The 23,563-nt window shown below is 54.1% G+C and carries 24 protein-coding genes and 1 tRNA gene; 21 read left to right on the top strand and 4 right to left on the bottom strand.

Going from position 1 to position 23,563, the window contains the following annotated elements; all coding sequences use genetic code 11:
- The first annotated feature begins 34 nt into the window (after nucleotides 1-34).
- The 5 genes from apbE (at nucleotide 35) to mgtE (ending at nucleotide 6,191) form a co-directional block, all read left to right on the top strand.
- Complete coding sequence (gene apbE / locus OGX95_RS08235) at nucleotides 35-1,090, top strand: FAD:protein FMN transferase ApbE (RefSeq protein WP_286629088.1); 1,056 nt, start codon at nucleotides 35-37, stop codon at nucleotides 1,088-1,090.
- Nucleotides 1,091-1,169: 79 nt separating this feature from the next.
- Nucleotides 1,170-2,234: a bifunctional DNA-binding transcriptional regulator/O6-methylguanine-DNA methyltransferase Ada gene (gene ada / locus OGX95_RS08240; protein ID WP_286629089.1), complete on the top strand. Its 1,065-nt coding sequence runs from the start codon at nucleotides 1,170-1,172 to the stop codon at nucleotides 2,232-2,234.
- Entirely contained in the window at nucleotides 2,234-2,884 is a 651-nt protein-coding gene (alkB, locus tag OGX95_RS08245) for a DNA oxidative demethylase AlkB (RefSeq protein ID WP_502872770.1), read from the top strand. Before ada ends, alkB begins: the two co-directional genes overlap by 1 nt.
- Before the next feature lie 75 nt (nucleotides 2,885-2,959).
- Nucleotides 2,960-4,603: a multidrug ABC transporter permease/ATP-binding protein gene (locus OGX95_RS08250; RefSeq protein WP_286629090.1), complete on the top strand. Its 1,644-nt coding sequence runs from the start codon at nucleotides 2,960-2,962 to the stop codon at nucleotides 4,601-4,603.
- A gap of 151 nt (nucleotides 4,604-4,754) precedes the next feature.
- Entirely contained in the window at nucleotides 4,755-6,191 is a 1,437-nt protein-coding gene (gene mgtE, locus OGX95_RS08255; RefSeq protein ID WP_137384114.1) for a magnesium transporter, read from the top strand.
- Here the strand turns inward: mgtE and OGX95_RS08260 are convergent.
- Nucleotides 6,154-7,401 carry a SulP family inorganic anion transporter gene (locus tag OGX95_RS08260; protein WP_286629091.1) on the bottom strand — a complete coding sequence of 416 codons (1,248 nt, stop codon included), beginning with the start codon at nucleotides 7,399-7,401 and terminating at the stop codon, nucleotides 6,154-6,156. The two genes, mgtE and OGX95_RS08260, sit on opposite strands and share 38 nt — an antisense overlap.
- A gap of 278 nt (nucleotides 7,402-7,679) precedes the next feature.
- Between OGX95_RS08260 and mqo the strand changes: the two genes are divergently transcribed.
- A complete protein-coding gene (mqo, locus tag OGX95_RS08265) occupies nucleotides 7,680-9,341 on the top strand; it encodes a malate dehydrogenase (quinone) (protein ID WP_286629092.1) in 1,662 nt (553 codons plus the stop codon).
- Nucleotides 9,342-9,389: 48 nt separating this feature from the next.
- On the opposite strand, the gene eco is transcribed toward mqo, so the two are convergent.
- The gene (gene eco, locus OGX95_RS08270) at nucleotides 9,390-9,887 is read right to left on the bottom strand and encodes a serine protease inhibitor ecotin (RefSeq protein ID WP_286629318.1); all 498 of its coding nucleotides are present in this window, start codon (nucleotides 9,885-9,887) and stop codon (nucleotides 9,390-9,392) included.
- 413 nt (nucleotides 9,888-10,300) lie between these two features.
- Here eco and napF point away from each other — a divergent pair, with 413 nt between their 5' ends.
- The 15 genes from napF (at nucleotide 10,301) to OGX95_RS08345 (ending at nucleotide 22,488) form a co-directional block, all read left to right on the top strand.
- A complete protein-coding gene (napF, locus tag OGX95_RS08275) occupies nucleotides 10,301-10,792 on the top strand; it encodes a ferredoxin-type protein NapF (RefSeq protein WP_286629093.1) in 492 nt (163 codons plus the stop codon).
- A complete protein-coding gene (napD, locus tag OGX95_RS08280) occupies nucleotides 10,782-11,045 on the top strand; it encodes a chaperone NapD (protein ID WP_286629094.1) in 264 nt (87 codons plus the stop codon). Before napF ends, napD begins: the two co-directional genes overlap by 11 nt.
- Nucleotides 11,042-13,528, top strand: coding sequence for a nitrate reductase catalytic subunit NapA (napA, locus tag OGX95_RS08285; RefSeq protein WP_286629095.1), 2,487 nt, complete (start codon nucleotides 11,042-11,044; stop codon nucleotides 13,526-13,528). The genes napD and napA overlap by 4 nt, the downstream gene beginning before the upstream one ends.
- 6 nt (nucleotides 13,529-13,534) lie before the next feature.
- Nucleotides 13,535-14,230: a ferredoxin-type protein NapG gene (napG, locus tag OGX95_RS08290; protein ID WP_137384108.1), complete on the top strand. Its 696-nt coding sequence runs from the start codon at nucleotides 13,535-13,537 to the stop codon at nucleotides 14,228-14,230.
- Nucleotides 14,217-15,080, top strand: a complete 864-nt coding sequence (napH, locus tag OGX95_RS08295) for a quinol dehydrogenase ferredoxin subunit NapH (RefSeq protein WP_286629096.1) — start codon at nucleotides 14,217-14,219, stop codon at nucleotides 15,078-15,080. The genes napG and napH overlap by 14 nt, the downstream gene beginning before the upstream one ends.
- Entirely contained in the window at nucleotides 15,077-15,526 is a 450-nt protein-coding gene (gene napB, locus OGX95_RS08300) for a nitrate reductase cytochrome c-type subunit (protein WP_048212558.1), read from the top strand. Before napH ends, napB begins: the two co-directional genes overlap by 4 nt.
- Before the next feature lie 9 nt (nucleotides 15,527-15,535).
- Nucleotides 15,536-16,138, top strand: a complete 603-nt coding sequence (napC, locus tag OGX95_RS08305; protein ID WP_096756434.1) for a cytochrome c-type protein NapC — start codon at nucleotides 15,536-15,538, stop codon at nucleotides 16,136-16,138.
- A 13-nt stretch (nucleotides 16,139-16,151) separates the two neighbouring features.
- Nucleotides 16,152-16,769, top strand: a complete 618-nt coding sequence (gene ccmA / locus OGX95_RS08310) for a cytochrome c biogenesis heme-transporting ATPase CcmA (protein ID WP_286629319.1) — start codon at nucleotides 16,152-16,154, stop codon at nucleotides 16,767-16,769.
- On the top strand, nucleotides 16,766-17,425 hold the full coding sequence (gene ccmB, locus OGX95_RS08315; RefSeq protein WP_286629097.1) for a heme exporter protein CcmB: 660 nt from the start codon (nucleotides 16,766-16,768) through the stop codon (nucleotides 17,423-17,425). Before ccmA ends, ccmB begins: the two co-directional genes overlap by 4 nt.
- 88 nt (nucleotides 17,426-17,513) lie before the next feature.
- Nucleotides 17,514-18,251: a heme ABC transporter permease gene (locus OGX95_RS08320; RefSeq protein WP_286629098.1), complete on the top strand. Its 738-nt coding sequence runs from the start codon at nucleotides 17,514-17,516 to the stop codon at nucleotides 18,249-18,251.
- Nucleotides 18,248-18,460, top strand: a complete 213-nt coding sequence (gene ccmD, locus OGX95_RS08325) for a heme exporter protein CcmD (RefSeq protein ID WP_286629099.1) — start codon at nucleotides 18,248-18,250, stop codon at nucleotides 18,458-18,460. The genes OGX95_RS08320 and ccmD overlap by 4 nt, the downstream gene beginning before the upstream one ends.
- Entirely contained in the window at nucleotides 18,457-18,936 is a 480-nt protein-coding gene (gene ccmE, locus OGX95_RS08330; RefSeq protein WP_005129319.1) for a cytochrome c maturation protein CcmE, read from the top strand. The genes ccmD and ccmE overlap by 4 nt, the downstream gene beginning before the upstream one ends.
- Nucleotides 18,933-20,888 carry a heme lyase CcmF/NrfE family subunit gene (locus tag OGX95_RS08335; RefSeq protein ID WP_286629100.1) on the top strand — a complete coding sequence of 652 codons (1,956 nt, stop codon included), beginning with the start codon at nucleotides 18,933-18,935 and terminating at the stop codon, nucleotides 20,886-20,888. The genes ccmE and OGX95_RS08335 overlap by 4 nt, the downstream gene beginning before the upstream one ends.
- The gene (dsbE, locus tag OGX95_RS08340; RefSeq protein ID WP_286629101.1) at nucleotides 20,885-21,442 is read left to right on the top strand and encodes a thiol:disulfide interchange protein DsbE; all 558 of its coding nucleotides are present in this window, start codon (nucleotides 20,885-20,887) and stop codon (nucleotides 21,440-21,442) included. The genes OGX95_RS08335 and dsbE overlap by 4 nt, the downstream gene beginning before the upstream one ends.
- A complete protein-coding gene (locus OGX95_RS08345; protein WP_286629102.1) occupies nucleotides 21,439-22,488 on the top strand; it encodes a cytochrome c-type biogenesis protein CcmH in 1,050 nt (349 codons plus the stop codon). The genes dsbE and OGX95_RS08345 overlap by 4 nt, the downstream gene beginning before the upstream one ends.
- A gap of 99 nt (nucleotides 22,489-22,587) precedes the next feature.
- Here OGX95_RS08345 and narP read toward each other — a convergent pair whose 3' ends face one another.
- Nucleotides 22,588-23,235 (bottom strand): nitrate/nitrite response regulator protein NarP, encoded by a 648-nt coding sequence (narP, locus tag OGX95_RS08350; protein WP_286629103.1) that lies wholly within the window; start codon nucleotides 23,233-23,235, stop codon nucleotides 22,588-22,590.
- Between the two features lie 207 nt (nucleotides 23,236-23,442).
- Nucleotides 23,443-23,519, bottom strand: a tRNA-Pro gene (locus OGX95_RS08355).
- Nucleotides 23,520-23,563: the final 44 nt, after the last annotated feature.

Raw genomic sequence — 23,563 nt, forward strand, 5'->3', positions numbered from 1 at the left:
ACTCTTGCGCCCGTTTTCATAAGGGTAATCACGTATGGATATGACTTTTTGTCGTGCAGCGCTGCTGGCAGCAACACTCTTTTTTGTCGGGTGCGATGAGGCCCCTAAATCAATCCAGACCCCGCCATCAACCGCGACAGTCCTGGAAGGCAAAACCATGGGCACTTTCTGGCGGGTCAGTGTGGTTGGCGTGGATGCCAAACGCGCCGGGGAGTTGCAGGCGAAGATCCAGACTCAGCTCGATGCTGATGATCAACTGCTTTCTACCTATAAGAACGATTCTGCGCTGATGCGTTTTAACCTGTCAAAAAGCCTGTCACCGTGGCCGGTGAATGATGCGCTGGCGGATATTGTGACATCGGCGTTACGCATTGGCGCAAAAACCGACGGCGCGATGGACATCACCGTCGGGCCGTTGGTGAACCTGTGGGGCTTTGGTCCACAGCAGCAACCGCTGCATACACCTACACAGGCAAGAATTGATGCGGCAAAAGCCCAAACCGGGTTGCAGCACCTGAGCGTCATCAATGACATGCGGCAGAACTACCTGCAAAAAGATTTACCGGATCTGTATGTGGATCTCTCCACCGTGGGGGAAGGGTATGCGGCTGACCATCTGGCGCGATTGATGGAGCAAGAAGGGATCGCCCGCTATCTGGTTTCTGTTGGTGGCGCGTTGAACAGTCGCGGAATGAATGCCGAGGGGCAACCGTGGCGTGTGGCAATACAGAAACCGACCGATCGTGAAAACGCGGTACAGGCGATTGTCGATATCAATGGGCATGGTATCAGCACCTCCGGTAGCTATCGCAACTATTACGAACTGGACGGAAAACGTCTGTCCCATGTCATCGATCCGCAAACCGGTCGTCCGATCGAACACAATCTGGTCTCTGTGACGGTGATTGCCCCAACGGCGCTGGAGGCTGACGGTTGGGATACCGGGCTAATGGTGCTTGGCCCGCAAAAAGCCAAAGAGGTTGTGCGTCGCGAAGGGTTGGCGGTTTATATGATTGTTAAAGAAGGCGAAGGGTTTAAAACCTGGATGTCGCCGCAATTTAAAAGCTTCCTGGTCAGCGAAAAAAATTAAAAAGCAAGATTGCGGGTTTTTATAACCCGCAATGCGGACACACTGAGGCTAAGCGCTATGCTTAACAAAGGAGTCCATCATGACAAATTTCTTACACATAACTGATGATGAACGCTGGCAGTTTGTGCTGGACCGTGATGCGGGTGCTGACGGTCAGTTTGTTTTTGCTGTTCAGACTACCGGCATCTTCTGTCGACCGTCCTGTCGGGCAAAACATGCGCTGCGCAAAAATGTCAGGTTCTTCGCGGATGCAGAGCAGGCACAGGCGGCAGGGTTTCGTCCCTGCAAACGCTGCCAGCCGGACAAAGACAGCGCACAACAGCAGCGGCTGGACAAAATAGCCCACGCTTGTCAGTTGCTGGAGCAGGAGTCCCCCCTCACACTGGAGACTCTTGCGCAGCATGTTGCGATGAGCCCGTTTCACCTGCATCGCCTGTTCAAAGCAACCACCGGAATGACCCCAAAAGCCTGGCAACAGTCATGGCGTGCCCGTCGCCTGCGTGACGCACTGGCAAAAGGCGCACCGGTCACGAAGGCGATTCTTGACGCCGGATTCCCCGACAGCAGCAGCTATTACCGCAAAGCGGATCACGCGTTAGGCATGACCGCCAGGCAATTTCGTAAAGGCGGCGGTAATGTTACTGTGCGCTACACCCTTGCAGATTGCGCTCTGGGTCGCTGCCTGGTAGCGGAAAGTGAACGGGGTATCTGCGCGATCTTGCTGGGCGACGACGATGCTACGCTGATAGCAGAATTGCATGAACTGTTTCCGACGGCACATGACGAGCCCGCCAATGCGGAGTTTCAACAACATGTGCGTGAGGTGATCGCCGTGATAAATACGCGCAATACTGCACTGTCATTGCCGCTGGATATTCAGGGAACCGCCTTTCAGCAACAGGTGTGGCAAGCGCTGCGGGCAATCCCTTGTGGTGAGACGGTGAGTTATCAGCAACTGGCCAGCACTATCGGCAAGCCGAAGGCGGTGCGTGCCGTAGCCAGTGCCTGCGCGGCGAACAAACTGGCCATTGTGATCCCGTGTCACCGCGTAATCCGCGGTGATGGCGCGCTTTCTGGCTATCGTTGGGGAATAACGCGCAAGGCGCAGCTGTTGCAACGTGAGACCACCCGCGAGGAAACATAATGCTCGATCTCTTTGCTGATGAGAAACCCTGGCACGAGCCGTTGGCCTCAGGTGCGGTGATTTTGCGGCGTTTTGCATTTGAATCTGCACCCGCTTTACTGCGGGCAATCGCGGTGACAGCCAGGCTGTCGCCATTTCGCCAGATGGTCACCCCTGGCGGTTATACGATGTCGGTGGCCATGACGAATTGCGGCCATCTGGGCTGGACAACGGATCAACATGGCTACCTCTATTCACCGGTCGATCCATTAACTGGCGCTCACTGGCCGCCATTACCCGAGGTCTTTGCTGAACTGTGCCAACAGGCGGCAACGGCCGCAGGCTATCCTGATTTTAAACCGGATGCTTGCCTTATCAATCGCTATACGCCTGGGGCAAAACTGTCTTTACATCAGGATAAAGATGAACCTGACCTGCGAGCGCCTATCGTCTCTGTATCGCTGGGCCTGCCGGCAATTTTTCAGTTTGGTGGCTTACGGCGTAGCGATCCCTTAAAGCGAGTATTGCTGGAGCATGGTGATGTGGTGGTATGGGGGGGAAACTCGCGGCTGTTTTATCACGGCGTCCAGCCTCTCAAAACAGGGTATCATCCATTGACGGGGGATTGTCGTTACAACCTGACGTTTCGCCAGGCAGGTAAAAAAGAATAAAAATAAGAATTATTATTGCTGTGAGCGAAGAGATGTTTAAACTGCGGGCTGTTATTACTTGCCCGGGTTGTTTGCATGGAACTTTTACTTCTTGTCTGGCGGCAGTATCGCTGGCCATTTATCAGCGTCATGGCGCTCAGCCTTGCCAGTGCCGCGCTGGGGATTGGGCTGATTGCGTTTATCAATCAGCGCCTGATTGAAACGGTCGACACCACGCTGATGGTGCTACCGGAGTTTCTTGGCCTGCTGCTGTTACTGATGGTTGTCACCCTCGGTTCACAGCTGGCGCTCACCACGCTGGGACACCACTTTGTCTACCGCCTGCGTAGCGAATTTATCAAACGTATTCTGGACACTCACGTCGAGCGTATCGAGCAAATCGGTAGCGCCTCGTTACTGGCCGGTTTAACCAGCGATATCCGTAACATTACCATTGCCTTTGTCCGCCTGCCTGAGCTGGTACAGGGGATTATTTTGACCGTGGGGTCGGCGGCGTATCTGGCCATGTTGTCGACGAAAATGCTGCTGGTGACGGCAATCTGGGTGGCAATCACCATCTGGGGCGGATTTGTGCTGGTGGCGCGAGTGTATAAACACATGGCTACCCTGCGTGAAACCGAAGACAAGCTGTACCACGACTACCAGACGGTGCTGGAAGGGCGCAAAGAACTGACGCTCAACCGAGAACGTGCTGAGCATATCTTTAACCAGCTGTACGTCCCGGATGCCAAAGAATACCGCCACCATATTATTCGTGCTGATACCTTCCACCTGAGCGCGGTCAACTGGTCAAATATTATGATGCTGGGAGCCATTGGCCTGGTGTTCTGGATGGCCAACAGTCTGGGCTGGGCGGATACCGCGGTGGCGGCAACCTATTCGCTGACGTTGCTATTCCTGCGCACGCCGTTGCTCTCCGCCGTCGGCGCGCTGCCGACGCTGCTGACTGCACAGGTGGCGTTCAACAAGCTGAATACGTTCTCCCTGGCCCCCTTTAAGGCAGAATTCCCGCGGCCAACCGCATTTCCGAACTGGCAAACGCTGGAGTTGCGTAACGTGGTTTTCCACTATCAGGATAATGCGTTCTCCGTTGGGCCAGTGAATCTGACCATTCGTCGTGGTGAACTGATCTTCCTGATTGGCGGTAACGGCAGCGGTAAATCCACGCTGGCGATGTTGCTGACCGGATTGTACCAGCCGCAGTCTGGTGAGATTTTACTGGATGGCAAGGCGGTTGCTGTCGAAAAACCGGAGGACTACCGTAAGCTGTTCTCTGCCGTGTTTACCGACGTCTGGCTGTTTGACAAATTGCTGGGGCCCGAAGGCAGAGACGCTTCTCCGGCGCTGGTTGCGAAGTGGCTGGATCATTTGCAAATGGCGCACAAGCTGGAACTGAACGACGGGCGCATTCTCAACCTGAAGCTGTCGAAAGGGCAGAAAAAGCGTGTGGCGCTGCTGCTGGCGTTAGCGGAGGAGCGCGACATCATTCTGCTGGATGAATGGGCCGCCGATCAGGATCCGCATTTCCGTCGTGAATTCTACCAGGTGTTGTTGCCGCTGATGCAGGAGATGGGCAAAACCATTTTCGCCATTAGCCATGATGATCATTACTTTATTCATGCAGACCGTTTGCTGGAAATGCGTAATGGGCAATTGAGTGAACTGCTGGACGATGAACGTGATGCAGCTTCGCGCGACGCGGTCGCCCGCACCGCCTGATCCAGTACGTTATTGCCCGATGGCGCGACGCTGATCGGGCCTACGGCTCTGCATACCGTCGGTTTTTTATCCAGCCGACGGCCTCGTTTATTGTTATTTACATAATTCGGCATCATGATTGATGATATTTCATATCATGGATTTATGATTGATGTCCGTAATAAACAAAAACAGCGCCAGGCTACGTGACGAGGAACGTGCTCGTCTTATCTGGCTACTGACTACTGATAAAGCCATTATTTCAACATTATTGGGTAAGCTTACCCTGGCTGAGCAATATGACGTCGGTACGTTAGCCGACGATATTGCTGAGGTAGGGGCACTGGTGGCGCATCTGCCGCCACCCGATCTGGCCGATACCCTCGAAGCACTGCCCTCCGAAGAACGTCACGCCCTGTGGCGACTGGTCGAAAGTGAAAAACGCGGCAACGTCCTGCTTGAAGCATCAGAAAATGTGTGGGATGACCTGATCGACGAGATGAGCGACCGCGAGCTACTGGATGCGCTGCAATATCTCGACATCGACGAACAGATTTATCTGGTACAGCATTTACCCCGTAACCTTACCGGTCGACTGCTGGCATCATTGCCTGCTGAAGAGCGGGCGCGCGTACGTCAGGTGCTGCACTACGAGAAGAATCGCGTCGGTGCGATCATGGAGTTCGAAGTCATCACCGTACGTCCGGACGTGACGCTGGAAGTGGTGCAGCGGTACTTGCGGCGGCTGGGAAAAATGCCGGAGAACACCGATAAACTCTTCGTGACCGATCGCAATAAAGTCCTGGTGGGCGAACTGACGCTAACCTGTATTCTGCTCAATGACGTGCAGCGGAAAGTCAGCGAAGTGATGGAGGATGATCCGCTGACATTTTCTCCGGAAGATATCGCCGAGAACGCTGCGCGTACGTTTGAACGTGACAACCTGGTCAGTGCTGCGGTGGTTGATCCCTCTGGCAAACTGATGGGACGCTTAACCATCGATGAGATCGTCGACGTGGTTTATGAAGAAACCGATACCGATCTGCGTCGAATGGGGGGGTTAAGTGCCGAAGAGGACGTATTCGCTCCGGTCACTAAAGCGGTAAAAACCCGTTGGGCGTGGCTGGCAATTAATCTCTGTACCGCCTTTATTGCCTCGCGGGTCATTGACGGTTTCGAGCACACCATTTCACAGCTGGTGGCACTGGCCTCGCTGATGCCCATTGTGGCAGGGATTGGCGGTAATACAGGCAATCAGACCATCACCATGATTGTCCGGGCGCTGGCGTTGCAGAATATTCAGCCCGGCAACCTGACGTTTCTGATCCTGCGTGAGATGGGGGTAGCGCTGATCAACGGCCTTGTCTGGGGCGGGATCATGGGCGGCATCACCTGGTGGCTGTACGATGATATGGCGCTGGGCGGCGTGATGACCCTGGCGATGATGCTCAATCTGCTGATGGCAGCGCTGATGGGCGTTATCATTCCGATGACGATGGTCAAGCTGGGGCGCGATCCGGCGGTCGGCTCCAGCGTCATGATTACCGCTATCACCGACACCGGCGGATTCTTTATTTTTCTGGGTCTGGCGACGCTGTTTTTGATGTAGACGCCCGTTTCCCTCTGACGATACGCGGCAGTATCAACATCGAGATCGCGCCGGCAACCACGCCAATCGCCAGGTTGCCGGTAGAGACTGTCGCGGCGACGGTAACCAACATTGCCAGCGTTTCGGCGACCGGCATGTTGGCCAGCGTCGTGGGTTGGATGCTGTGCCAGCTAAACGTTTTTACCGCCACAATGACCATAATTCCCGCCAGTACTGACATCGGTATCTTTGCCATCACTTCGCTGAGTGCGGTGACGAGCAGCAGCAAGACCAGCCCGGCGGCAAACGTGGAAACACGGCTGCGAGCTTTCCCCATCTCAACGTTGACAATCGTTTGACCGATCATCGCGCATCCGGCGATACCGCCATAAAAACCGGCCAGGATATTGGCTACGCCCAGTCCGGTGCTTTCACGGTTTTTATTCGACGGGGTGACCGTCAGGTCGTCAACCAGTCGTGCCGTTAATAGCGATTCCATCAATCCAACAAAAGCGATGCTCAGCGCGCAGGGCCAGATAATGGCTAACGTTTGCAGGTTGAGTGGTACGAGTAACTGCGTCAAGCCCGGCAGACCGCCGCTCATTGAACCTTCGTCACCGACGGTCGGTAACAGTTGCCCGCTGGTGACAGTGAACACGGTCAGCAGCACGATAGCGATAAGCGGCGCGGGGATTGCTTTAATAAACCGCGGAACCCACAGCACAATCAGCAGCGTCAGGACGAACAGCCCCCAGATTAACGGGCTTTTTCCCCAGAAATGCGGGACCTGGGCAAAGAAAATCAAAATACCCAATGCGTTGACAAAACCGGTCATCACTGCCGTGGGGATGAATCGCATCAGACGCGCCATCCCCAATACGCCAAACAGGATCTGAATCATCCCTGCCAGCACTACCGCAGGCAGGATGTATTGCACGCCGTGTTGATGCACCATCGGGCCAATGACTAATGCAACCGATCCTGCAGCGGCGGTAACCATTGCCGGACGCCCACCTAAAAAGGACATCGCCAGGCACAGTACCACCGAGGCTATCAGGCTGACTTTAGGGTCCACGCCGGCGATAACTGAAAACGAAATTACTTCCGGGATCAGTGCCAATGCGGTTACCACACCAGCCAACGTTTCACGAACCAGCAGACGGGGGTGGTGTAACACGGTGCGGGTGGTGTGTTCTGCCACCGCGGCAGGGGAAGAGTGTGTTGCAGACATAGTTACTCTCAGGTCAGAAAAGGCCTGATGACAGCAGACCGACAGGCATCCGTGCGGTGAATAGCAAAGCGCAGCATAGTACCCGTCTGACGGGGAGGTTTCCAGAAATGATTGTCAATAACCACATAAAGAATCAACGTATTAATAACATTTTTAAAATTTAAATATAATTTATAAACAATATTTAATTATTTTTACTTAAGTGTTACCGTTGTTACCGCTCGATTTTCACCTGCACTAAAAGCAAAAAGCGATTCTAAAAGTAAGGCATTAACATTATGAAAAAAGTGACTGCCATGCTCTTCACCATGGCTGTAGGGCTGAATGTTGTCTCGATGGCAGCAAAAGCGAAAGCGGCGGAAGAGCAGGAAACGGATGTACTGTTGATTGGCGGCGGCATCATGAGCGCCACACTGGGAACCTATTTACAGGAGCTGGAGCCGCAATGGTCAATGACCATGGTAGAGCGACTGGATGGCGTTGCTCAGGAGAGTTCAAACGGCTGGAACAACGCCGGAACAGGCCACTCCGCACTGATGGAACTGAACTACACGCCTAAAAAGGCTGACGGTAGCATCAGTATTGAAAAGGCAGTCGAAATTAACGAAGCCTTCCAGATTTCCCGCCAGTTCTGGGCGTATCAGGTCAACAACGGCGTGATGCATGAACCCCGCTCGTTTATCACCACTGTTCCCCATATGAGCTTTGTCTGGGGCGACGAGAACGTGAATTTCCTGCGTGCCCGTTACACTGCACTCCAGCAAAGCACCCTGTTCCGTGGCATGCGCTACTCTGAAGATCACGCGCAGATTAAAGAATGGGCGCCGCTGGTTATGGAAGGTCGCGATCCCAAACAGAAAGTTGCGGCAACGCGTACCGAGATCGGTACTGACGTGAACTACGGTGAAATTACGCGCCAGCTGATTGCATCGTTGCAGAAAAAGCCTAATTTTGCGCTACAACTGAGCACCGAAGTTCGCGGCTTTAAGCGTAACGCGGATAATAGCTGGACCGTCACAGTTGCCGATCTGAAAAACAACGAAGCGGAACACACGATTAAGGCGAAGTTTGTCTTCATTGGTGCCGGTGGTGCGGCACTGAAACTGCTGCAGGAAACCGATATCCCGGAAGCGAAAGGCTATGCCGGATTCCCGGTTGGTGGTCAGTTCCTGGTGGCAGAAAATCCTGATGTAGTCAATCGTCACCTGGCGAAAGTGTATGGTCAGGCATCTGTCGGCGCGCCGCCGATGTCCGTACCGCACATTGACACTCGTATTCTGGATGGCAAACGCGTGGTGCTGTTTGGGCCGTTCGCAACCTTCTCCACTAAGTTCCTGAAAAATGGCTCCTTGTGGGATCTGCTCAGTTCTACCACCACGTCCAACTTTATGCCAATGGTGAATGTTGGTCTGGATAACTTCGATCTGGTCAAATATCTGGTAAGCCAGGTCATGCTCAGCGACGACGATCGTTTTGCTGCTCTGCAGGAGTACTATCCAGAGGCGAAGAAAGAAGACTGGCGTTTGTGGCAGGCTGGCCAGCGCGTACAGATCATCAAAAGTGATGAAGAGAAGGGCGGCGTGTTGCGCCTGGGTACCGAAGTGGTGAGCGATAAAGACGGTACGATTGCTGCGCTGCTGGGCGCATCACCAGGGGCATCAACCGCGGCGCCGATCATGCTGCATCTGATGGAAAAAGTGTTTAAAGATAAAGTTGCCAGCCCGGAATGGCAGACGAAGCTGAAAACGATTATTCCGTCTTATGGCACGAAGCTGAACGGCAACGTTGATGCTACGGAGCAAGAGCTGCAATACACCAGCGAAGTACTGGGTCTGAAGTACGATAAACCGCAGGTTGCTGATGAAGCACCGAAACCACAGCTAAAACCTCAGGCACAACCGCAACCTGAGCAGAAAGCCGTAGCGGATATCGCGCTATAAACAAAATGCCCGATGACGGCACAAATGCTGCCATCGGGCATTCTTCAATTAACGTACGACTGCGTTCTGTACGTTCTCGTCTGCTTTCCAGATGCGGTATTTCACCTCCACGTTTTCCGGGGTGTAGACCACAATCGGTAATTTGCTGTTGTAACGCAGCATCCCGTCGTCACCCAGATACGCGGTGATGAATTTCTTCTCTTTCTTGCCGTCCGGGCAGGCCATCATGGTTGAAACCGGGGATGTCACTTTGTCGAATACATAGTAGTCATAACCCCAACCTTCCAGCGTTTTGCTGTCCAGTTCTCCACCAAGACGATGTTTGTTGCAATCAACTTCCAGCGTTTGTCCGATCAGCAGTTCTACTTTCAGAGTAGATTCATCTTTCTCTGGAGTAAGCTGAATAACCTGACGCTTCATTCCCTTGTCCGCTTTAGGATAAGGGGCGACTTTTTCCAGCGGCTGAGCGCTGGCATCGGTGGTTGTCGCCCACGCAGAGGTGCTGGCGAAGGCGGCGAGGAGTACCGCAGGGACAATTGTCTTCATCTTATTGTTCACAGTGTTTCCTTTCTTCTGTCTTTCGAACGTATCCAGTGCAGGTTAGCATATTCACATCGTCTATTAATCTAAATTTACTTATATTTTAAGTGTATTAATTAATGGTTTGTATTTTGGGTAGCGATAAGTTCTAAGATTTATCTTAATTATGAGATTATTCTCTGTCTGATGTTTTCGTTATATAATTTACTATATAACTCATTGAAATGTGAGCAAAAGCGCGTTTTTTTCCGCCAACTCAACACTCTTTTGATCCGGCAACAGCATTTACCCCAATTGGGGTATGCACCTCTAACACATCCTGAAATATCTTACGGCTAAAAATAACTACTCATAAATAGTGCGTTTTTTATTGTCGTTCAACCCGCTCAGGGAGAGCGTCATTATGGAAGGACAATGTCATGGTTGATTTATCCCGTCGAGGCATGTTGACAGGCAGTTGGCGTAAAGCCAGCAATGGGATTCGTCCGCCGTGGAGCATGGAAAACTCTCATTTTTTGGCTCATTGCCTCCGTTGTGACGCCTGCATCCAGGCGTGTGAAACCGACATCCTGCAGCGAGGCCAGGGCGGTTATCCAGGCGTAAATTTCAAACACGGCGAATGCAGCTTTTGTTACGCCTGCGCAGAGGCCTGTCCCGAATCACTTTTTCTTCCGCGCCACACCAGGGCATGGGATCTGAATTTTTCGATCGGTGACAACTGTCTCGCGCATCAGTCCGTTGAATGCCATCGCTGTCAGGATAGCTGTGAACCCATGGCCATTACCTTTCGCCCCACGCTGTCCGGTATTTATCAGCCACAGCTCGACAATCAGGCATGTAACGGATGCGGCGCGTGTGTCGCTATCTGTCCGGTATCAGCCATTAATGCGGAGTACAACCATGGATACTAACTGGCAGGTCTGCAGCCTGGTCGTTCAGGCCAAAAGTCAGCACATCAGCGATATCGCCACGCAGCTACGTTCGTTTCCGGGTTGCGACGTTGCTCTCAGCGATGTGGAAAGCGGTCAGCTGATTGTGGTGGTAGAAGCTGAGCATAGTGAAACGCTAATGAAAACAATTGAGTCAGTACGCAACGTTGCGGGCGTACTGGCGGTGTCGCTGGTTTATCACCAGCAGGATGAGCAAGGTGAGGAAACACCATGAAACTCAGTCGTCGTAGCTTTATGAAAGCTAACGCCGTTGCGGCCGCTGCGGCGGCTGCCGGGTTAAGCGTGCCGGGCGTTGCCCGCGCGGTAGTCGGTCAGCAAGAAGCGATCAAATGGGACAAAGCCCCGTGCCGATTCTGTGGTACGGGTTGTGGCGTATTGGTAGGAACCCAGCAAGGACGTGTTGTGGCATGTCAGGGCGATCCTGATGCGCCGGTTAACCGTGGGCTTAACTGCATTAAAGGTTATTTCCTGCCGAAAATCATGTACGGAAAAGACCGTTTAACGCAGCCGATGCTGCGCATGAAAGACGGCAAATATCACAAAGAAGGCGAATTCACCCCGATTAGCTGGGACCAGGCCTTTGATGTGATGGAAGAGAAGTTTAAAGCGACGCTGAAAGAGAAAGGGCCAGAAGCTGTTGGTATGTTTGGCTCCGGTCAGTGGACCATCTGGGAAGGCTACGCTGCCGCAAAACTGTTCAAAGCCGGTTTCCGTTCGAACAATATTGATCCGAACGCGCGTCACTGCATGGCGTCTGCCGTTGTGGGCTTTATGCGTACCTTTGGTATGGATGAGCCGATGGGCTGTTATGACGATATCGAGCATGCGGATGCTTTCGTCCTGTGGGGCGCAAATATGGCGGAAATGCACCCGATCCTGTGGTCGCGTATTACCAACCGTCGTCTGTCCGATCCTAACGTCAACGTCGCCGTTCTCTCTACCTTCCAGCATCGTAGCTTTGAGCTGGCGGATAACGGCATCGTCTTTACGCCGCAAAGCGACCTGGTGATCCTCAACTACATCGCAAACTATATCATTCAAAACAATGCGATAAACCAGGACTTCTTTAGCAAGCACGTTAACCTGCGTAAAGGGGCGACGGATATCGGCTACGGTTTACGTCCTACCCATCCGCTGGAAAAAGCGGCGAAAAACCCAGGTTCTGACGCCTCTGAACCGATCAGCTTTGAAGAGTACAAAGCGTTTGTCGCAGAATATACGCTGGATAAAACGGCAGAAATGACCGGCGTGCCAAAAGATCAGCTGGAACAGCTGGCGCAGCTGTATGCCGATCCGAAGAAGAAAGTCATCTCCTACTGGACGATGGGCTTTAACCAGCATACCCGTGGCGTATGGGCTAACAACCTGGTCTATAACCTGCACCTGCTGACCGGTAAAATTTCTCAGCCAGGCTGCGGCCCATTCTCGCTGACGGGGCAGCCTTCCGCTTGTGGTACCGCGCGCGAAGTCGGGACCTTCTCTCACCGTCTGCCTGCGGACATGGTGGTGACGAACGAGAAACACCGCGATATCTGTGAAAAACACTGGAACATTCCGACGGGGACTATTCCGGCGAAAATCGGCCTGCATGCTGTGGCGCAGGATCGTGCATTGAAAGATGGCAAGCTCAATGTCTACTGGGTGATGTGTAACAACAACATGCAGGCTGGGCCGAACATCAACGAAGAGCGTATGCCTGGCTGGCGCGATCCGCGCAACTTTATCATCGTTTCCGATCCGTACCCGACGGTCAGTGCTCTGGCGGCCGACCTGATCCTGCCAACAGCGATGTGGGTAGAGAAAGAAGGGGCTTACGGTAACGCCGAGCGCCGTACTCAGTTCTGGCGCCAGCAGATTAAAGCACCGGGTGAAGCGAAATCTGACCTGTGGCAGATGGTGCAGTTTGCTCGCCGATTCAAAACGGAAGATGTCTGGCCGGAAGAACTGCTGGCTAAGAAACCCGAGCTGCGCGGTAAGACGTTGTATGACGTGCTGTTTGCCACGCCAGCTGTAACGAAATTCCCGGTCAGCGAACTGGCTGAAGATCAACTAAACGATGAATCTCGCGAACTCGGTTTCTATCTGCAAAAAGGCCTGTTCGAAGAGTATGCCTGGTTTGGTCGCGGACACGGACACGATCTTGCACCGTTCGATGATTACCACAAGGCGCGCGGGTTACGCTGGCCGGTGGTTGACGGTAAGGAGACTCAGTGGCGCTACAGCGAAGGCAACGATCCGTACGTGAAGGCTGGAGAAAGCTACAAGTTCTATGGCAAACCGGATGGAAAAGCCGTCATCTTCGCACTGCCATTTGAACCGGCGGCTGAAGCACCGGACAAAGAATATGATCTGTGGCTCTCCACCGGTCGTGTGCTGGAACACTGGCACACTGGCAGCATGACGCGCCGCGTACCGGAACTGCACCGTGCGTTCCCGGAGGCGGTACTGTTTATCCATCCGCTGGACGCGAAAGCGCGCGATCTGCGCCGTGGTGACAAGGTTAAAGTGGTTTCCCGTCGTGGTGAAGTGATTTCGATTGTTGAAACACGCGGCCGCAACCGTCCGCCGCAGGGGCTGGTGTACATGCCGTTCTTCGACGCCGCACAGTTGGTGAACAATCTGACGCTGGATGCGACGGATCCGCTCTCTAAAGAGACGGATTTCAAGAAGTGCGCTGTGAAACTGGCGAAGGTGTAACGCGTTATGTCCCGGTCAGCAAAACCCCAAAATGGCCGCCGCCGCTTCCTGCGCGATATGGTTCGCGCGGCGGGCGGGCTGGCTGTCGTTGGCGTGGCGCTGGGGTTGCAACAGCAAACCGCACGCGCAACAGGCGTGCGGCTGCGCCCGCCTGGGGCTCTGAGTGAGGACGCATTTGCCAGTGCCTGTGTGCGCTGTGGTCAGTGCGTCCAGGCTTGCCCGTACGACACGCTGAAACTGGCAACGCTGGCCTCCGGGCTGGCGGCCGGAACACCCTATTTTGTCGCTCGCGACATCCCCTGCGAGATGTGTGAAGACATTCCGTGCGCCAAAGTTTGCCCCAGCGGCGCGTTGGACAGGGAGATCGAGTCTATTGACGATTCACGCATGGGACTGGCGGTGTTGTTGGATCACGAGAACTGCCTTAACTATCAGGGATTGCGTTGCGACGTTTGCTATCGCGAGTGTCCGAAAATCGATGAGGCCATCACCCTGGAACTGGATCGCAACATGCGTACCGGTAAGCATGCGCGGTTTATTCCGACCGTGCATAGCGATGCCTGTACCGGCTGCGGTAAATGCGAAAAAGTCTGCGTACTGGAACAACCGGCAATAAAAGTGTTGCCACTGTCGCTGGCGAAAGGGGAGTTGGGGCACCATTACCGCTTCGGTTGGCTGGAGGGGAACAATGGCAAATCGTAAACGTGATGCGGGGCGTGAAGCACAAGCGAAAAAAGGTTGGTGGCGGAGCCATCGCTGGCTGGTGTTGCGTCGTCTGAGCCAGTTCCTGGTTCTGGCAATGTTTCTCAGCGGTCCGTGGCTGGGTGTCTGGGTGCTGCATGGTAATTACAGCAGCAGCCTGTTGCTGGATACCCTTCCGTTCACCGATCCGCTGATCACCCTGCAAAGCCTGGCCAGCGGGCACCTGCCCGCAACAGTCGCGTTAACAGGGGCCGCCATTATCACGGTTCTGTATGCCCTTGCAGGTAAGCGATTGTTTTGTAGTTGGGTCTGCCCGATGAATCCGGTTACTGATTTGGCGAGCTGGCTGCGCAGAAGATTTGACCTGAATCAGTCTGCGACTTTGCCGCGCCATATACGGTACGTCCTGCTGGTGGTTATCCTGGTCGGTTCAGCCCTGACAGGGACGCTGCTGTGGGAATGGATAAATCCGGTCTCTTTGCTGGGACGTAGCCTGGTAATGGGCTTTGGGAGCGGGGCGCTACTTATTCTCGCGCTGTTTTTATTTGATTTACTGGTTGTTGAGCATGGCTGGTGCGGGCATCTCTGCCCCCTGGGTGCGCTATATGGCGCATTGGGTAGTAAAGGTGCATTAACCGTTTCGGCGAAAGAACGTAAGAGATGTAACCGCTGTATGGATTGTTTTCATGTTTGCCCGGAACCGCATGTGCTACGTGCGCCGGTGCTGGATGAGCAAAGCCCGGTGCAGGTGACCAGTCGCGATTGCATGGCCTGCGGTCGCTGTGTGGATGTCTGTTCTGAGGATGTTTTTACAATAACAACACGATGGAGTTCGGGAGCGAAATCATGAAAAGCCATGACCTGATTAAAGCGCTGAGTCAATGGACAGCCGCGCTGGCCCTGGTAGTCAGTGGGGCCGTTTGGGCTGCAAACGGAGTGGATCTGAGCCAGTCACCGGAAGTCTCAGGGACACAGGAAGGGGCGATTCGCATGCCGAAAGAGCAGGAGCGTATGCCGCTGAATTATGTGAATCAGCCACCGATGGTTCCGCACAGCGTTGACGGCTACCAGGTGACTACCAATACCAACCGTTGCCTGCAGTGTCACGGTGTTGAAAGCTATCGCACCACCGGTGCACCGCGTATCAGCCCGACGCACTTTATGGACAGCAATGGCAAGGTACTGGCTGAAGTCGCTCCGCGTCGTTACTTCTGCCTGCAGTGTCATGTCCCGCAGGCTGATGCGGCACCGATTGTTGAAAATACCTTCACCCCCTCGAAAGGTTACGGGAAATAAGAGGTCATTATGGAAAATTCTAACCGTAAACCAGGCTGGATTAAGCGCGTCTGGCAATGGTGGCGTCGCCCCAGCCGTCTGGCGCTCGGCACGCTGTTGTTAATCGGCTTTGTGGGCGGCATTATTTTCTGGGGCGGTTTTAACACCGGTATGGAAAAGGCCAACACTGAAGAATTCTGTATCAGCTGTCACGAAATGCGCAACACTGTCTATCAGGAATACATGGAAACCGTACACTACAACAACCGCAGCGGTGTACGTGCGACCTGCCCTGATTGCCACGTCCCGCATGAGTGGGGTCCGAAAATGATCCGCAAAATCAAGGCCAGCAAGGAGCTGTACGCGAAAGCACTGGGGTTGATAGATACACCGCAAAAATTTGAAGACCATCGTTTAACGATGGCGCAAAATGAGTGGCGGCGTATGAAAGACAATAACTCGCAGGAGTGTCGGAACTGTCACAACTTTGAGTTTATGGATTTAACCGCCCAGAAAGGTGTTGCGGCAAAAATGCATGACCAGGCCGTGAAAGAAGGGCAGACCTGTATTGACTGTCATAAAGGGATTGCACACAAACTGCCTGATATGCGCGAAGTCAAACCGGGCTTTTAACAGGATGTAAATAATCAGGATGCTTGAGGCCAGAGAACTGCTCTGTGAGCGAGATGACAGAATACTGTTTAGCGATCTGTCATTTCGCGTCAATGCAGGGGAATGGGTACAAATTACCGGGAGTAATGGTGCAGGGAAAACCACCCTGTTGCGGTTGCTCACCGGGCTGGCTCGTCCTGACGCCGGAGAGGTTTGCTGGCAAGGGAAATCGCTGCACCAGGTGCGGGACAGCTACCATCAGGAACTACTGTGGATCGGACATCAGCCGGGGATAAAAACCCGGCTTTCGGCGTTGGAGAATCTGCGGTTTTTCCATCACGATGGCGATTGTTTGGCGGCGCTGGCGCAGGCAGGTCTCGCCGGATATGAAGATATTCCTGTTAATCAACTCTCCGCCGGACAACAGCGGCGCGTGGCACTGGCTCGCCTCTGGCTGACCCGCGCGAGACTGTGGATCCTCGATGAACCCTTTACGGCAATTGATGTGCACGGCGTTGAGCGACTGACTCAGCGCATGGCACAGCATACAGAGCAGGGTGGTATTGTGATCCTTACCACGCACCAGCCTCTGGGTGTTGAGACCGATAAAGTGCGACGTATTGCGCTGACCAGCGAGAGGGCCGTGCAATGATGTGGCAAATCTTCCGTTTAGAACTGCGAGTTGCGTTCCGTCATAGTGCAGAGATCGCCAATCCGTTATGGTTTTTCCTGATCGTCATAACCCTGTTCCCGCTCAGCATAGGGCCGGAGCCACAGCTGCTGGCTCGCATTGCACCGGGCATTATCTGGGTGGCGGCATTGCTGGCATCATTACTGGCGCTGGAACGTTTATTCCGGGATGACTTACAGGATGGCAGCCTCGAACAATTGATGCTGCTGCCATTGCCGCTACCGGCCGTGGTGCTGGCGAAGGTGATGGCGCACTGGGTTGTAACAGGTTTGCCGCTGCTGATTCTCTCGCCGCTGGTGGCATTGCTGCTGGGAATGGATATGTATGGCTGGCAAATTATGGCGCTGACGTTGCTGCTTGGAACGCCGACGCTGGGTTTTCTCGGCGCACCTGGCGTGGGACTGACGGTGGGGTTAAAACGCGGTGGCGTGCTGTTGAGCGTGCTGGTACTCCCGCTAACCATTCCATTGTTGATTTTTGCGACCGCTGCGATGGACGCCGCCTCAATGCACTTATCCGTTGAGGGGTATATGGCGATTCTTGGCGCTCTACTGGTAGGAAGCGCCACGTTAAGTCCCTTTGCGACGGCGGCTGCATTACGTATCAGCGTGCAATAGCGCAGATATGACTTGTAGGCCGGACAAGGCGAAGCCGCCCTCCGGTAAAACGGAAATTTACTAATTTATTGAGTCTGGTGACTGAACTATGTGGAAAACACTTCATCAACTGGCGATGCCCCCACGTCTCTATCAGATCTGTGGCTGGTTTATTCCATGGCTGGCGATTGCCAGCGCAGTGGTACTGGTAACCGGATGGGTTTGGGGATTTGGTTTCGCGCCAGCGGATTATCAGCAGGGGCAGAGCTATCGCATCATCTATCTGCACGTCCCGGCGGCAATCTGGTCGATGGGCATTTACGCGTCGATGGCGGTTGCCGCATTTATCGGCCTGGTCTGGCAGATGAAAATGGCCAATCTGGCGCTGGCTGCGATGGCACCCGTTGGCGCAGTGTTTACCTTTATTGCACTAGTGACGGGCTCTGCATGGGGAAAACCGATGTGGGGAACCTGGTGGGTCTGGGATGCCCGACTCACTTCTGAGCTGGTGCTGTTGTTTCTCTATGTTGGTGCCATTGCGCTGTGGCATGCCTTTGATGACCGCCGCCTGGCGGGGCGTGCTGCTGGCATTCTGGTGCTGATTGGTGTCGTGAACTTACCGATTATTCACTACTCGGTTGAGTGGTGGAACACGTTGCACCAGGGGTCGACCCGTATGCAGCAAAGTATTGATCCGGCGATGCGTACGCCACTGCGCCTGGCGATCGTTGGCTATCTACTTCTGTTTGTCACGCTGGCGCTGATGCGCATGCGTAATCTGATTTTATTGATGGAAAAACGCCGCCCGTGGGTGAGTGAACTGATCTTAAAAAGAGGCCGCCAATGACCCCTGCATTTGCATCATGGAGTGATTTTTTCGCGATGGGCGGTTACGCCTTATATGTCTGGCTGGCCGTGGCCATGAGCGTAATTCCGCTGGTGGTGCTGGTGCTGCATTCTGCACTACAGCATCGCGCGATTTTGCGCGGGGTGGCGCAACAACGGGCGCGGGAAGCCCGCATGCGTGCAGCGCAAGCTCAACGGGAGGCGGCGTGAATATTCGACGTAAAAATCGGTTATGGATAGCCTGTGCGGTGCTGGCGGGCCTGGCATTGACCATCACGCTGGTGCTCTACGCACTGCGTTCCAATATCGATTTATTCTATACGCCGGGAGAAATACTCTACGGCAAGCGCGAAACTCAGCAGATGCCGGAAGTCGGTCAACGCCTGCGCGTTGGCGGAATGGTTATGCCGGGTAGTGTGAAGCGCGACCCGCAGTCGCTGAAAGTTAACTTCAGCATCTATGACGCCGAAGGCGTGGTGGATGTGACGTATGAAGGCATTTTGCCGGATCTGTTCCGTGAAGGACAGGGCGTTGTTGTTCAGGGCGAACTGGATCAGGGAAATCATGTGCAGGCCAAAGAGGTCCTTGCCAAACATGATGAAAATTACACCCCGCCGGAAGTCGAAAAAGCGATGCAGGAGAACCACCGTCGCCCGGAAAGTGTTTATAAGGATAAAACGTCATGATGCCTGAAATTGGCAATGGGCTATTGTGCCTGGCGCTCGGCGTTGCATTACTGCTCTCGGTCTATCCGCTGTGGGGTGTCGCGCGTGGCGATGTGCGGATGATGGCCTCTGCGCGGCCATTCGCCTGGCTGTTGTTTATTTGTGTGATGGGCGCGTTTCTGGTCCTGATTAACGCATTTGTGGTCAATGATTTTACCGTGACCTATGTCGCCAGTAACTCCAATACGCAACTTCCGGTCTGGTATCGCGTCGCCGCGACATGGGGCGCGCATGAAGGCTCACTGTTGCTGTGGGTGTTGCTGATGAGCGGCTGGACGTTCGCTGTGGCGTTGTTCAGCCAGCGGATGCCGCTGGATATCGTCGCCCGCGTATTGGCGGTGATGGGCATGGTCAGCGTTGGCTTCCTGCTGTTTATCCTGTTTACCTCCAATCCGTTTGCCCGCACGTTGCCAGATTTTCCTATTGAAGGCCGCGACCTGAATCCGCTATTGCAGGATCCGGGGCTGATCTTCCATCCGCCATTGCTGTATATGGGGTATGTCGGTTTCTCTGTGGCTTTTGCTTTTGCGATTGCCGCGCTAATGAGCGGGCGTCTGGATAGCACCTTTGCCCGTTTTTCCCGTCCGTGGACGCTGGCTGCATGGGTGTTTTTGACACTGGGTATTGTGCTCGGGTCTGCGTGGGCATACTACGAACTGGGCTGGGGCGGCTGGTGGTTCTGGGACCCGGTTGAGAACGCCTCGTTTATGCCGTGGCTGGTGGGGACTGCGCTGATGCACTCGCTGTCAGTGACCGAACAACGTGCCAGCTTTAAAGCCTGGACGTTGCTGCTGTCAATATGCGCCTTCTCGCTTTGCTTGCTGGGGACGTTCCTGGTGCGTTCGGGGGTACTGGTGTCGGTGCACGCTTTCGCCTCTGACCCGTCGCGCGGGATGTTCATTCTTGCTTTTATGGTGCTGGTTATCGGCGGTTCCCTGCTGCTGTTTGCGGTACGTGGACACAAGGTTCGCTCGCGGGTCAATAACGCGCTGTGGTCGCGCGAATCGCTGCTGCTGGGGAACAACGTTCTGCTGATTGCAGCGATGCTGGTGGTGCTGCTGGGTACGCTGCTGCCGTTGGTGCACAAACAGCTGGGACTGGGCAGTATTTCGATTGGCGAGCCATTCTTCAATACCATGTTTACCTGGCTGATGGCACCGTTTGCGCTATTGCTGGGGATTGGGCCACTGGTGCGCTGGGGACGTGACCGACCGCGTAAGCTTAAGACGCTACTGATTGTCGCGTTTGTTACCACGCTGGTACTGTCCGTGCTGCTGCCGTGGCTGTTTGAAGACCGCATCGCTGCCATGACGGTCGTGGGTATGGCAATGGCATGCTGGATATTTGTGCTGGCTATGTCCGAAGCGTTCCTGCGTATTTCGCGTGGCACGAAGCTGACGCCGAGCTACTGGGGCATGGTTTCAGGTCACGTGGGGCTGGCTGTTACCATTGTCGGTATTGCCTTTAGCCAGAACTACAGCGTTGAACGTGATGTGCGAATGAAGGCGGGCGATAGCGTCAGTATCCATGATTATCAGTTCACTTTCCGCGAAGTAAAAGATATTACCGGACCTAACTATCGGGGGGGCGTGGCCGTGATTGGTGTTACCCGTGACGGCAAGCCGGAAGCGACGCTGCATGCGGAAAAACGCTTTTACAACAGCACCAGTTCAATGATGACCGAAGCGGCGATCGATGGCGGACTGACGCGTGACTTGTACGCTGCATTAGGCGAAGAACTGGACAATGGCGCATGGGCAGTGCGTCTGTACTATAAACCGTTTATTCGCTGGATTTGGGCCGGAGGGTTGCTGATGGCGCTGGGCGGGTTGTTCTGCCTGTTTGATCCACGCTATCGCCAGCGCACGCGTCCTCGTGCTGCTGCGCAAAAAAACGCGCCGGAGGCTGTATGAAGCGCAATGCATTGTTAATTCCATTTATTATTTTTCTCGTTATTGCAGCGGCGCTGCTGTGGCAACTGGCACGTAACGCACAGGGAGACGACCCGACGAATCTGGAATCGGCGTTAATCGGTAAGCCGGTGCCGACATTCCGTTTGGAGTCACTGGAAAATCCGGGCCAGCATTACCAGGCTGATGTGTTGACGCAAGGGAAACCGGTGCTGCTGAACGTCTGGGCGACCTGGTGTCCGACCTGTCGCGCTGAGCACCAGTATCTGAACCAGCTGTCGGTACAAGGCGTGCGGGTCGTTGGGTTGAACTATAAAGACGATCGTCAAAAAGCCATCGTTTGGCTGAAAGAGCTGGGCAATCCGTATGCCTTAAGTTTGTTTGACGGTGACGGCATGCTCGGGCTGGATCTTGGCGTGTATGGTGCACCGGAAACATTCCTGATCGACGGTAAAGGCATTATTCGCTATCGCCATGCCGGCGACTTAAACGCCAGGGTGTGGGAGAGCGAGATCAAACCATTGTGGGATAAATACAGTAAGGAGGCGGCGCAATGAGGTTCTTTCTGGGCCTGCTGATGCTGGTTATCTCGGGATCGGCGCTGGCCACTATTGACGTGATGCAGTTCAAAGATGAGGCGCAGGAACAGCAGTTCCGTCAGCTCACTGAACAGTTACGCTGCCCCAAGTGTCAGAACAACAGCATTGCTGACTCTAACTCAATGATTGCCACCGATCTGCGTCAGAAGGTTTACGAACTGATGCAGGAAGGGAAAAGCCAGAAAGAAATTGTCGATTACATGGTGGCGCGTTACGGCAATTTCGTGACGTATGATCCGCCGTTGACGCCGCTGACTGTGCTGCTGTGGGTGATGCCTGTTGTGGCAATTGGTCTGGGGGGCTGGATTATTTTTGCCCGTTCACGCCGTCGTGTACGAGTGAAGCAGGAAGAATTTTCTGATGATATTACTCCCGACGGTAAACGCGGTGGATTAGGACTCTTTATACCCGGCGTTATCGTGGCGCTGGTGGTGGGCGCGGTGAGCTATTACCAAACCGGCAGCTATAAGCAGGTTAAGGTCTGGCACCAGGCGACTGCACAGGCTCCGGCGTTGCTGGAGCGGGCGTTAGATCCAAAGGCTGAACCGCTGAATGAAGAGGATATGGCGCGTCTGGCGCTGGGATTACGCACCCGGCTGCAAACCGATACCGGAAACGTTGAAGGCTGGATTATGCTTGGTCGCATAGGCATGGTTCTCGGTAATGCCAGTACGGCGACTGAAGCGTATGCCAATGCATACCGACTGGATCCTAAAAACAGCGATGCTGCGCTGGGTTATGCTGAAGCGTTGACCCGTTCTTCCGATCCCGATGATAACCGTCGCGGTGGGGAGTTGTTACGTCAATTGGTCAGGAGCGAACATGCGAATGTGCGCGTACTGAGCATGTACGCTTTTAACGCTTTCGAACAGCAGCGCTTCGGTGAGGCGGTTGCGGCGTGGGAGATGATGCTGAAATTATTGCCCGCCAATGATACCCGTCGGGCGGTAATTGAGCGCAGCATCAAACAGGCGATGGAACAGTTAGCACCGCAGGAGAAATAAGCGTTCATTCAGATTGCCCGATGGCGCGCAGCTTTCGGGCCTGTACGGGCCTTGTAGGCCGGATAAGACGCTGAGGCGTCGCATCCGGCATCTTATCGATTACTGCATTCCGCGTGTTTGCAAAAACAGGATGGTGGCGGCAACGCGAGAGCGGACGTTAAGTTTTCGCAGCAGGTTGCGGATATGCACTTTCACCGTTTGCTCGGAAATATTCAGTACAGATGCAATCTGTTTATTCGATAATCCCTGAGCCAGTTCATGTAACACATCCAGCTCACGTTCGGTGAGTACGCTGAACGGATCTTCCTCGGCGCCAAACAGTTCCCGTTCCCGCAGATAATCGCTGACGCGTTGGCTAAAGGCTTTACCTCCTTTTGCGCCAGCGCGAATGGCTTCCAGCAGGACTTCAGGATCGCTGTCTTTAAGCAAATAGCCATCCGCGCCGGCATCAATCAGGGCGTACACATCGCTGGCGGAATCCGAAACGGTAAGAATAATAATTTGTGCAGTGACGCCATCCCGGCGTAGCGCATTCAGGGTGTCCAGCCCGCTCATGCCTTTCATATTGAGATCGAGCAGGATCACATCAAGATCCAGACGGTTTGCCAGATCGATAGCACTTGCGCCATCGCCGGCTTCAGCGACCACATCGAATGCGCTATCCAGTTGCAATAATTGACTAATTCCTCGCCGCATCAGTGGGTGGTCGTCAACAATCAGCACCCGAAAAGGCGTTGCTTCAGGCATACTTTTCTCCTGAGTTTTTATTAGTATCATTATTGTTTTCAGCACATAAATCGTCCAGATTCCATGTGCTGATGAGAGGATAAATTTTACCCCAATTTGTCCATGGGTAAGTAGTAAAACCTGTGTGGAAAGTCGTGGTGGTGGTGCGGACCATTGAATCGCAGGCATAAAAAAACCAACCTTACGGTTGGTTTTTTTGGGGAATTTTGGTCGGCACGAGAGGATTTGAACCTCCGACCCCCGACACCCCATGACGGTGCGCTACCAGGCTGCGCTACGTGCCGACGTTATGGCTGCTAATACTACTGCTTTCCACCACGAATGCAAG

Origin of the sequence: Citrobacter sp. Cu233, from assembly GCF_030332225.1 — a bacterium.
Lineage (GTDB): Bacteria > Pseudomonadota > Gammaproteobacteria > Enterobacterales > Enterobacteriaceae > Citrobacter.